Here is a 10278-nt window from a genome sequence, read left to right as displayed (position 1 = left end):
GGCGACGCTGCTCGCGGGAGCCGCCGCCGACCCGGCCTCCGACGCGGGCTCCGGCGGGACACCCGCGGCGCCGGACCGCGAACTGCGCCGGGCGCTGGACCAAGTCGTCGCCGACGGCGCCGTCGGCGCGCGCGTCACGGTCGTCCGCGACGGCCGCAGGACGACGCTGCGCGCGGGCACGGCGACGCTGGGAGGCCGACAATCGGTGCCCGCGCACGGGAGGTTCCGGATCGGCAGCGTCACCAAGACGTTCGTGGCGACCACTCTGCTCCGGTTGGCCGCCGAGCGCAAGATCCGTCTCGACGATCCCGTGAGCCGCCACCTGCCCGGCCTGCTGCCGCCCGACAAGGGGGACGCCATCACGGTCCGCATGCTCCTGCACCACTCCAGCGGACTGCCCACCTACGTCGACGCCATCCCGGCACAGGGCCCCGCCTTCCTCCGCAACCGCTACCGGCACTACGACGCACGGGAGTTGGTCGGCCGCGTCGCCCACGCGCCGCTGCTCTTCGAGCCGGGCGACGGCTGGTCGTACTCCGACACCAACTACATCGTCGCCGGGAGGCTCATCGAGGCCGTCACGGGACGGCCGTGGACCGCGGTGGTGACCGGGCGCGTCATCCGCCCCCTCGGCCTGCGCGCCACCAGCGCGCCCCGGGACGAGACCCGCATCCCCGGCCCGCACGCCCACGGCTACTACCGGCCCGCTGCCGGGGCGCGCCCGGTCGACATCAGCGCGCTGAACCCCAGCCTCGCGGGCGCCGCCGGGGCGATGATCTCCGACGGCGCCGACCTCGACCGCTTCCTGTCCGCCCTGGTGGGCGGCCACCTCCTGCCCCCGAAGTACGTGGCCGAACTCCTGCGCACGGACGCGGCGGCGGGCGGTTACGGCCTGGGCATCCACCGGTTCCGTACGTCCTGCGGCACCACGGTCATCGGCCACAACGGCGAGATCCACGGCTACCACACGATGGCCGCCACCACGCAGGACCGCACGCGCCGCGTCGTCTGGTCCGTCACCACGACGGAGTTCCCGCTCCATCCGGAGCAGCCCATGGCGACGTCGCTGCGGAAGCTCCTGGACGCGGCGGTCTGCTCGCGCGGGAGGTGACGGCCCCGACGGCATGAGGGGCGAGGACCGCGGGGAGGGGGGCGGGGCGAGGCGCCTGGATCTTGTGTATGATCTCCTCACAACTTCGGTGCACGGCACGGAAGTCGCGCGTCTGTGGTCCAAGGAAAGACGCCCATCATCCGATGGGAAATGTAGGTGCAAGGCCTGCCGGGCGCTCCAGAGGAAGGACCCCCACCGAGCTGGTGGGGGTCCTTCGCCGTTCCGTGCGGCGGAGCCGTCGCTTCAGCTCGTCGGCGGCGCGTACTCCCGGCGGTGCACATGCCCGTCCAGGGGGTACGCGGGCGGCGACGCGGGCCGCAGCCCGGTCAGCTCGTAGCCGCACTTCCGCGCGACGCGGCAGGACGCCGTGTTGTCCACCTGGTGCAGCAGTTCGAGAGCCGACAGCCCGGCATCGCCGAACGTGCTGAACGCCCAGCGGGTCAGCGACCGAAGGGCCCGCGGAGCCACCCCCCGGCCCCGTGCGCGGGCGGCGGTCCAGTAGCCGACCTCCGCCGACGGGCCGGGCGTGGTGCCGCGCTTGAGGACCACGTCCCCCAGGAGTCGCCCCCCGGCCCTCGCGGGCCGCGACTCCTCGACGGCGAAGGCGAAGCGGTCACCGGCCTCCCACCCCCGCCGCCGCGCCTCGATCCACCGGGCCGCGCTCGCGTGGTCGTGCACGCCCGTGCTGGTCCAGTGGCGCAGGACGGGGTCGTCCCGGCAGATCAGGGCCAGTTCGGGCACGTCGGAGGGCTCCCACGGGCGCAGCAGGAGGGCCGGGGCCGACGGTGGGGCGTCCGCCACGATACGGGTGGTGGCGGGGTCCAGGGGCAGGGGCCGCGGGGTGCGGGGGTGCATGCGTACTGTCTCCTCGAAGTGGGCGCGCGTCCGGGACGGCGGCCGTCGTCCCCCACGGCCCGGCGCGCGAGCGCCCCGGCCGCGGCGGGTCTGCCCCGCCGTCCCGCGGCGCGCGAGCGCCCCGGCCGCGGGGGACCTGCCGCCCTCCCGCGTCCAGTCTCAGGTCTCCACCCGCTGGAGGCTCAAGTCCGGCCGCGCGCACCCCCGGTGGGCCTCAGAAGCCGCTGAGCCGCCACTCCTGCGCCCGGTCGGGGGCCCGCTCCCAGAACTCCGCCAGCGCCCCGTCGGCCGTCACCGGCGGCCGTACGCCCACGTACTGCCGCAGCTTGAGGTTCCGCAGGGCGTACACCCCCGGGCTCTGCTCCTCCAGGTACCACCGCTGGTACGGGTACCCGTCGCATGTGGCCTGTTTGGCCTGGCTGCCGTTGGCCCCGTTGGTGTCCTGCGTGGACACCAGGCACTTGTCGCTGTTCAGGTTGACGACGGCCACGCCCTCGCCGTCCAGGGTGACGACGCGCCAGGTCTCGTCGGCGTTGCCCGTACAGGTGCGCTGCATGGCCCACTCCCGCTCGGCGTGGCCCGCGTCGCGCATGCCGAGGCACTTGCCGCTGGTGGCGTTCACGACCGTCGTACGCCACTCGGCGGGCGGCCTGCGCTGCTGGAAGCGGATGCCCGCCCCGCTGTCGCAGGCCCACTGCGCGAGCTCCGCCCGGTCGGCCCTGGAGGCGCCCGCCACGCCCACGCACTTGCGCGGGCTCGTCGTCGCCGGCTGCAGCCAGGCACCGTCCCCGCTGTCCACCACCCGGAAGCTCGCCCCGGGCCGGCCGTCGCAGCTCTCCTGCCGGAGCGGGGCGCCGTCGGCGGGGCTGGAGTCCGCCACCGTCATGCACAGGCCGCTGGCGGAGTTCACCACATGGACGAGGTCCGAGCCCAGCGTCGACTGCCGCAGCGTCCACAGGGCCGCGCGCTTCCCCGCGCAGTGGCTCTGCCGGACCGCCTCGCCGCTGGCCGTCGAGCCGACCTCCACGCACAGGCCGCTGTGCAACGCCACGACGGTGATGTCGGCCGCGCGGGCCGAGCCGTCCGCGGCCCCGGCCGGGCCCGTGAACGCCAGGCACGCGGCCAGCACCCCGTCGACGACCACGGCGACCGCGACCGCCCGCCAGGACGACCGCTTCCGCCGCGGGGTCCCTCGACGGTTCCCTCGATGGCGCGTCTGCCAGTTCATGAGTCCGCCCCTTCGCCCGTTCGCACAGTGCCCGACGACGGCGCAAGATAGGGCCGCCCGCTGACGGGCGGCTGACACCGAGGCCCGTACCGGCCGGGCCCAGGCCGCCCCGCACGCATCTTCGCGGTCCCAGGGGGCACCCGTAGGAGATGGCGGCGTTTCGGGTGCCCATGGGTGCCCTCGGCACGAGCACGACAGGCATGACGGCTTCCTGTATCCGTCTCGGCCAGGAGGACTCCGATGGCGATCCCCTCCCCGCTCCGCATCAGGGAGAGCAAGGCCAAGAACTGGACCTGGGCCACCTACGGGCTCGCGGTAACGCTGAACCTGCTCGCGGAGTTCGTCCACCTCGGCGGGCCGTTCTGGTTCGGCCTGCGGACCGTCGTGCTGGTGGCCTTCACCGGCGCGCTGCTCACGTATCTGACCCTGCGCTTCCGGCGCGGAAGGGAGAGCGAACGGAAGCGGGAGCCCACCGGTGTGTGAGTGACGTTCGCCTCACAAGTGCCGTACGGCACACCGCGCGACCGGCCCGCCCGCCGTACGGAACGCCCCGCGTGCGCATCCGGAATGCCTGCCGCCGCAAGGCCGTGGCGCACCCCGGCGGGCCGGTGCGGCGGGGCCCGCCCGGGAGGGTCCGGCGGCGTGGGTGTCACGCGCAAGTGGGATTCCTCGAGGGTGGGTTGCAGCCGCGCCGCATGATGAGGGACTGTTGCCGCAGGACATCTGTTTCCCATTGCAGGAAGGTGGTGGGGTGCGCACGGTGCGTGCCTCCGCGTGTGTCTGCTTCCCAAGGCTCTTCCGCGGCTCCGTCCGGCGCCGACCTCGCGGTCGGCACGGCGTGGGCCGAGGCCCCCTGTCCCGTGCTGGTCGTCGACCGGCACGGCGGCCTGGTCCGCGTCAACGAAGCCGCGCGGGTGCTGCTGCGCGGCGCCGCCGGCGGTGACGGAGCGGCCGCGCGCGTGCCGTCCTGGCTCGCGGACGCACACCGGCGCGTCAGCGACGGGCTGCCCGGCGCCGACCCCGGCCCGCCGACCGGCACCATCGACGACCGGTTCTTCGAGGCCCACCCCACCCCGGGCGCCGACGGCGACGTGGTGTGGTGGCTGGTCGACGAGACCGGCCGGCACCACGCCGAGAACGCGCTGAGCGACGCCCTGGCACGGTCGGAGATCCTCGCGGAGGTGTCCAGCGCCCTGCTGTCCAGCCTGAACGTGCCGCGCTGCATGGAGGTGGCGGCGACCATGGCCGCGGAGCATCTCGCCGAGGCCGCCGTCCTCGTCGGCCCGCCCCAGGGGCGGCGCCACCCGCTGACCTACGCGCGCCGGGGCGGCCCCGTCACCCAGGTCACGCGGCGCGTCGACGTATCGATCGTGCCGGGCCTGCCCGAGGCCCTCCAGGGGTTCCCGCCCGTGCCGGCCCGCTGGATCAACCCGGGCGACATCCCGGACTGGGTGATCCCGGACGACTTCGCCGGGCCGGTCGGCTCCGTCATCGTCACCCCGCTCCCCGGCCACGGCCTGCCCGCCGGCGCGCTGATCCTGCTGCGCTCCAGCACCGAGCAGGCCTTCACCGAGAACGAGGAACTCCTCGCCCGCCTGTTCGCCGCCCGCGCCGGCTCCGCCCTGTCGGCGGCGGGCCTCTACAGCGAGCAGGCCGCCATCACCGCCACGCTGATGCAGGACCTGCTGCCCCCGCCGCTGACCAGTGTGCACGGCGTCGAGTACGCCGGGGGGTACCGCGCCTCCCAGGACCAGGAGCGGATCGGCGGCGACTTCTACGACGTCCACCCCGGGGCCGACGCCTCCCGGAGCACCCTCGTCGCCCTCGGGGACGTCGCGGGGAAGGGCCTGGAAGCCGCGGTCCTCACCGGCAAGATCCGCAACACGCTGCACGCCCTGCTCCCGCTGGCCGACGACCACCTCCAGGTGCTCAGCCTGCTCAACGGCGCACTGCTCACCTCCCACCACACGCGTTTCGCCACCCTGGTGCTCGCCTCCGTACGCCGCCACCGCGGGCACGTGGAGCTGCGGCTGACCAGCGCCGGGCACCCGCCGCCGCTGATCGTCCGCAACGACGGCATGGTCGAGGAGGTGCCCACCCGGGGCACCCTGGTCGGCGCCCTGCCGACCGTCACCGCCCGCACCGTCGAGGCCGTCCTCGCCCCGGGGGAGACGTGCCTCCTCTACACCGACGGCATCACCGAGGCCCGCGGCGGCCCGCTCGGCGACGACCTGTTCGGCGAGCACCGGCTGCGGCGGGCCCTGGCCGAGTGCGCCGGCATGCCGGCGGAGGCGGTGGTGGAGCGGGTGCGCATGCTGACCGCCCAGTGGCTGGGGGCGGGCGGCCACGACGACATGGCGGCCGTCGCCATCAGCGCCCCCAAGCCCGGCTCCCTGGCGGCCCTCGACGGGCGCGCGGACGGCGGGAACCCCAGGAGGCACAGGTGACGCTCCCCACGACCGCGGCCGCCCTGCCGGACCGGCTGTGGCAGGCCGTGACCGGCGGAGACGAACAGGAGGCCGTCGGCCTCGTCCGGGCGGCCCTCGCCGAGGGCGTCGACGAGGAGGCGCTCCTGCTGGACGTGATCGCCCCCGTGCAGGCGAGAGTCGGCGTCGAATGGGCCGCCGACCGCATCACCGTCGCCCAGGAACACACCGCCACCGCCATCAACGAGCGGGTCATCGCCTGCCTCGCGCACCACCCGCCGTCGGCCGCGCCCCCCACCCCGCCCCGCGGGCGGGCGACCGTGAGCTGCATCGACGGCGAGTGGCACGCCTTCCCCGCCCGGCTCGTCGCCGAGGTGCTGCGCCTGCGCGGCTGGCAGGTCGACTACCTCGGCGCCCAGACCCCCACGCCGCACCTGGTGGCCCACCTGCACCGCACCAACCCCGACGCGGTCCTGCTGTCCGGGTCGATCGCCACCCATCTGCCGACCGCCCACGCCGCCATCACCGCCTGCCAGGCCATCGGCGTCCCCGTCCTGGCCGGCGGCCGCGCCTTCGGGTACGACGGCCGCTACGCCCGGGCCCTGGGCGCCGACCGGTGGGCCGCCGACGCCCGCGGCGCGGCGGCCGTGCTCGCCGGGGGCCTGGCCCGGCCCCACCCGGCGGCCCGGCGCCAGGCGGCGGACGACCTGCCGCACCTGGCCGACCAGGAGTACACGATGGTCGTCCGGTCCCGGCCGCACCTCGTCAAGGAGACCCTGGTCGCCCTGGAGGAGCGGCTGCCCGCGATGCGCGACTACAGTGACGCCCAGCGCGAGCGCACCGCGGAGGACATCGCCCACATCGTCGACTTCCTGGCCACCGCCCTGTACGTCGACGCCGCCGAGATCTTCACCGCGTTCCTCACCTGGACCGCGGACATCCTCGAGGCCCGCAACGTCCGCGCCCGCTCCCTGGTGCCCGCCCTCGACGCGCTCTCCGAGCAGCTACGCGACTTCCCCCGGGCGGTACGGCTGCTCCGCGAGGGCACCACCGCCCTGCACGGCCCCTCCGCCCCCGGCCCCGAGATGTGCGCATGACCAGCCTTCCCCCTTTCGAGTTCAGCCTCAGCATCCACCGCGAACCCGGCGCGCTGATCGTACGGTTGGCCGGCGACCTCGACTACGACACCAGCGACGACCTGGTCGACGCGGTGACCGAGCACATGGCCGCGCACCCCCGGCTGGCCGACGTGCGCCTCGACTTCCACGAGCTGACCTGGATCGACTCCGCGGGCCTGTCCGCCCTGCTGATGATCCGCCGCCGCACCGGAGCCGCCGGCGTCACCCTGCACCTCGACAACCGGCCGACCGTCCTGAACCGTCTGCTCGACATGACGAACGTACTGGACCACCTCACCGCGCCCGCGACACGCGAGGCCGAGGGGGACGGACGTACCGACGGACGTACCGAGGGAGCGATCGAGGGAGCGGGAGACGCACGTACCGAAGGAGGCGGGGGAGTTGCGGCGGACGGCAGCGCCACCGAAGCAGGCACCTCGTAGACCCTGGTAGAGCCTGGCCGTCCCGGGGGCCGCTCCCGGGCCCCCCTGTCCACCGGCCGCGGTGGGGCGGTGCCGACGGCCCGCCCCACCGCGCTCGTCGGCGGTTCAGCGCGCCCGGTGCCGCGCCCGGTGGTGCTCCGGCCGGTAGGTCAGCAGGACGGCCAGGACCATCGGTGCGATCAGGAGGACCAGCACTGTCATGACGGGCTTTCCTCTCCTCGGGGTCCTTGCTTCGGGTCACCGCGGAGAGCCGGGACGAACACGCTGACAGCCCGGTCTCCTCGGCCGCCGCGCAGCGGCCTGACCAGCGGGCCCGCCGCGACGGGGGAGCGCGGCGGGCCCTGACTTCCGTGTGCCCGCACCCACGCCGGTCATGCGCGCCGATTTCCCGGGGCCTCGACGGGGCTTTCGTCGTGGCTCGTACGCGGCGCGCGGATCAGGCGGTGCCGGGCGGCTCGCCCCACGGCGCCTCCAGCGCCGCGCGCAGGGCGTCGACGGCCTCCCGGCCGATCCGCGCGGCGAGTTGGGCCTCCAGCCGCTCCAGGACGAGGACGGCTTCGCGGTGGACGCGCCGCCCTTCCGGGGTGCGCCGGATCAGGCGCTGCCGGGCGGAGGCGGGGTCCGGGACCTGTTCGAGGAGGCCGGCGGCGATCAGCCCGTGCACGGCTTGGTGCGCGGTCTGCCGGGTGACGCCCATGCGCCGCGCCAGCTCGGACACCGTCGTGCCCGGGTCGTCGAGGACGGCGAAGAGCTGGAGCTGCGGCGCGGAGACCGGCGCGGTCCCGGACGCCTCCAGCGTGGCCAACAGCCCTTCCTCGAACCAGCGTCGGGCGTCACTGAGCAGATGGGGGAGGGGGCGGTGGATGGACGGCATCGGTTCCTCGTGAGTTCGGCTTGCCTCCGACACCCTCTCATGTCAGGCTACCTGACATTCACCAGGTCGCCCCAGGAGGAACGAGCCCGTGACCATCGAGTACGCCACCCGCTACCGTCAGGCCTCCCGCATCCCGGCCGAGCCGGGGAAGCCGTACTTCATCGAGAAGGGCGAGGGGGACCGCGCCCACCTCTTCGGCGATCTGGTCACCGTCTACGCGGGCGGTGAGCAGACCGGGAACGCCTTCAACTTCTTCACCGTGGAAGGCCCCAAGGGCGACCTCATCCCCGCGCACCTCCACCCCGACACCTACGAGGTCTTCTACGTCACCCACGGCGCGGTCCGGCTGTTCGTCGAGGACACCGAGGGCCGGCAGCAGGAGAAGCTGCTCACCCCCGGCGACTTCGGCTTCGTGCCCCCGAACTGCCCGCACGCCTACCGCATGGAGCGCCACCACAGCCAGGTCGTCGGCGTGGCGGCCGGGCCCGGCGGCACCTTCGAGCGGTTCTTCGAAACCCTCGGCACCCCCACCGACCAACTCGGCCTGCCCGCCGAGCCGGTCGTCCCCGGCCCCGACAAGTTCGCGACCGTCCCCCAGCGGTACGACGTGCGCTTCCTGCCCGACCACCGGTGGCGGACCGGGTGATGCCGGCGGGGTCCTGCCCGGTCCGCCGCCGAGGCGTGAGTCCGTGCGCGGGGACGCGTGCCCCGCGCCGCGGTTCTTTGTCCGAGACTGATCGGTCTGTTCGCCTTGCGAGCCTTGTGGGTGATGGACACGGGGGCGCACCGGCGGGACGGTGGCGACCCGTCAGCACCTCCTGCGGGACTGCGGAGGGGAACGGGACCCCACGTCCCCCTTCCCCCCTCGCACCTCGCGCAGCGGACAGAGAGGAGAACCGTGTGAGCGGCAGCCACGCAGCGCGCCCCGGGCCGCGGATCGCCGGCACGGGACAGGACGAGCCCGCCGTGCCGGGCGTGCACCCGCCCAGGGCCGAGGCGGTGGGCGAGGACCAGGCACCGGACCACGGCGGCGAGCGCGCCGGGGCACCCACGGTGCTCGCGGCCGCGGACGACGAAGCGGTCTGACCCGGCCGGGCGCGGCCCGGCCGACCCCACCCCGATCACCGGAGACGGACGACCACCGCGTCGGACACCCACCGGCAGCAAACACCCATCAGTGTCAGCCGGCACCGGAACGGCCGGCCCCCGAGGAACCGCGCGAACGGATGGTCAACAGGCCCCGCAGGAGCAACGGGGCCAACAGGGCCAACAGGAACAACAGGATCAACAGGGCCAACAGGAAGGGGAAACAGGGGACATGAGCACGGTTATCCGGCGCGTATTCAACGGCAGGGGCAACGGCAGCTTCGTCCAGCCCATCAACTCACCTGTCGCCTTCAAGGGCAGCACCATCGTCGCGTCCATCACCGAAGTCGACGGCAACGGCGACGCGTTCGTCGGCAGCGCGCGCATGACGGTGCACAACGTGGCACCACGGGACGGCCAGTACGTCATCTGGGTCAACATCGAGTGGCCCGACCCGCTGAACTACCGGCTCAACGTCCTGGTCAGCAACGACTAGCGCGAGCGCGGCCCCGCCACGGGGGACGGGGCCGCGGCGTCCCGGGCGCCGCCGCCCGGGTCAGTCGAGGACCGCGGTGGCCTCGACCTCCACCAGGTGCTCGGGCACGTCGAGCGCCGCGACGCCCAGCAGCGTGCCCGGCGGCACCGGCGTGCCCCCCAGCTTCGCCGCCGCCCGCGCGACACCGTCCAGGAACGCGGGCATCTTGTCGGGGGTCCAGTCGACGACGTGGACGGTCAGCTTGGCCACGTCGTCGAACGAGCCGCCGACCGCGGCCAGAGCGGTGCCGATGTTGAGGTAGCACTGCTCGACCTGGGCGGCGAGGTCGCCCTTTCCGACCGTGACCCCCTGCGCGTCCCAGGCGACCTGTCCGGCGATGTGCACCAGCTTCGAGCCCGTCGCGACCGACACCTGCCGGTAGGCGTCGATCTCCGGAAGCCCGCTGGGATTGACGAGAGTGATGGCCATGCTGTCTCCGAACCGCCGTGCTTGCGCTCTCCAATAGTTACTCGGGAACTGTAGGAGAGCGTCCGCGATCAGGGAAGAAAGCACTTTTTGGTGCCTGGGGAACCTCAAGGTGACCCCACAGGTCGGAGCCCGGTCGACCTCGAACGAGCGGGCGAGCCGTGTCACACCGTCGT

The 10278-nt window shown here is 74.1% G+C and carries 12 protein-coding genes; 8 read left to right on the top strand and 4 right to left on the bottom strand.

Features of this window, described 5'->3' with window-relative positions; translation table 11 throughout:
- The coding region (locus IE330_RS04395; protein ID WP_190134494.1) for a serine hydrolase domain-containing protein at window positions 1-1111 on the top strand (1111 nt) is incomplete at its 5' end.
- Between the two features lie 243 nt (window positions 1112-1354).
- Here IE330_RS04395 and IE330_RS04390 read toward each other — a convergent pair.
- A complete protein-coding gene (locus IE330_RS04390; RefSeq protein ID WP_190134493.1) occupies window positions 1355-1966 on the bottom strand; it encodes a GNAT family N-acetyltransferase in 612 nt (203 codons plus the stop codon).
- Between the two features lie 214 nt (window positions 1967-2180).
- Complete coding sequence (locus IE330_RS04385) at window positions 2181-3194, bottom strand: RICIN domain-containing protein (protein WP_190134492.1); 1014 nt, start codon at window positions 3192-3194, stop codon at window positions 2181-2183.
- Window positions 3195-3434: 240 nt separating this feature from the next.
- On the opposite strand from IE330_RS04385, the gene IE330_RS04380 reads away from it, so the two are divergent.
- From IE330_RS04380 to IE330_RS04365, 4 genes are all read left to right on the top strand, one after another.
- Complete coding sequence (locus IE330_RS04380) at window positions 3435-3677, top strand: hypothetical protein (protein WP_190134491.1); 243 nt, start codon at window positions 3435-3437, stop codon at window positions 3675-3677.
- Between the two features lie 293 nt (window positions 3678-3970).
- The gene (locus IE330_RS04375; RefSeq protein ID WP_229925373.1) at window positions 3971-5641 is read left to right on the top strand and encodes a PP2C family protein-serine/threonine phosphatase; all 1671 of its coding nucleotides are present in this window, start codon (window positions 3971-3973) and stop codon (window positions 5639-5641) included.
- Complete coding sequence (locus IE330_RS04370) at window positions 5638-6717, top strand: cobalamin B12-binding domain-containing protein (RefSeq protein WP_190134490.1); 1080 nt, start codon at window positions 5638-5640, stop codon at window positions 6715-6717. Before IE330_RS04375 ends, IE330_RS04370 begins: the two co-directional genes overlap by 4 nt.
- Window positions 6714-7181, top strand: coding sequence for an STAS domain-containing protein (locus IE330_RS04365; RefSeq protein ID WP_190134489.1), 468 nt, complete (start codon window positions 6714-6716; stop codon window positions 7179-7181). Before IE330_RS04370 ends, IE330_RS04365 begins: the two co-directional genes overlap by 4 nt.
- 436 nt (window positions 7182-7617) lie before the next feature.
- Here IE330_RS04365 and IE330_RS04360 read toward each other — a convergent pair whose 3' ends face one another.
- Window positions 7618-8055: a MarR family winged helix-turn-helix transcriptional regulator gene (locus IE330_RS04360; protein WP_190134488.1), complete on the bottom strand. Its 438-nt coding sequence runs from the start codon at window positions 8053-8055 to the stop codon at window positions 7618-7620.
- Between the two features lie 88 nt (window positions 8056-8143).
- Between IE330_RS04360 and IE330_RS04355 the strand changes: the two genes are divergently transcribed.
- The 3 genes from IE330_RS04355 to IE330_RS04345 all read left to right on the top strand — a co-directional run bounded on the left by IE330_RS04355 (window position 8144) and on the right by IE330_RS04345 (window position 9637).
- Entirely contained in the window at window positions 8144-8701 is a 558-nt protein-coding gene (locus IE330_RS04355; RefSeq protein ID WP_190134487.1) for a quercetin 2,3-dioxygenase, read from the top strand.
- Between the two features lie 254 nt (window positions 8702-8955).
- Window positions 8956-9141 (top strand): hypothetical protein, encoded by a 186-nt coding sequence (locus tag IE330_RS04350; RefSeq protein ID WP_190134486.1) that lies wholly within the window; start codon window positions 8956-8958, stop codon window positions 9139-9141.
- Window positions 9142-9373: 232 nt separating this feature from the next.
- Complete coding sequence (locus IE330_RS04345; RefSeq protein WP_190134485.1) at window positions 9374-9637, top strand: hypothetical protein; 264 nt, start codon at window positions 9374-9376, stop codon at window positions 9635-9637.
- A gap of 60 nt (window positions 9638-9697) precedes the next feature.
- On the opposite strand, the gene IE330_RS04340 is transcribed toward IE330_RS04345, so the two are convergent.
- Window positions 9698-10105 (bottom strand): RidA family protein, encoded by a 408-nt coding sequence (locus IE330_RS04340; protein WP_190134484.1) that lies wholly within the window; start codon window positions 10103-10105, stop codon window positions 9698-9700.
- Window positions 10106-10278 lie beyond the last annotated feature (173 nt).

The organism is Streptomyces longispororuber, from assembly GCF_014656095.1.
Lineage (GTDB): Bacteria > Actinomycetota > Actinomycetes > Streptomycetales > Streptomycetaceae > Streptomyces > Streptomyces longispororuber.
This window is presented reverse-complemented; position numbering and strand designations above follow the sequence as displayed.

What these genes read in the sequence shown, in the direction of transcription:
- IE330_RS04390 (WP_190134493.1), bottom strand. Translation starts at nt 1,966, where the DNA reads ATGCACCCCCGCACCCCGCGGCCCCTGCCCCTGGACCCCGCCACCACC.
- IE330_RS04385 (WP_190134492.1), bottom strand. Translation starts at nt 3,194, where the DNA reads ATGAACTGGCAGACGCGCCATCGAGGGAACCGTCGAGGGACCCCGCGG.
- IE330_RS04380 (WP_190134491.1), top strand. Translation starts at nt 3,435, where the DNA reads ATGGCGATCCCCTCCCCGCTCCGCATCAGGGAGAGCAAGGCCAAGAAC.
- IE330_RS04365 (WP_190134489.1), top strand. Translation starts at nt 6,714, where the DNA reads ATGACCAGCCTTCCCCCTTTCGAGTTCAGCCTCAGCATCCACCGCGAA.
- IE330_RS04360 (WP_190134488.1), bottom strand. Translation starts at nt 8,055, where the DNA reads ATGCCGTCCATCCACCGCCCCCTCCCCCATCTGCTCAGTGACGCCCGA.
- IE330_RS04345 (WP_190134485.1), top strand. Translation starts at nt 9,374, where the DNA reads ATGAGCACGGTTATCCGGCGCGTATTCAACGGCAGGGGCAACGGCAGC.
- IE330_RS04340 (WP_190134484.1), bottom strand. Translation starts at nt 10,105, where the DNA reads ATGGCCATCACTCTCGTCAATCCCAGCGGGCTTCCGGAGATCGACGCC.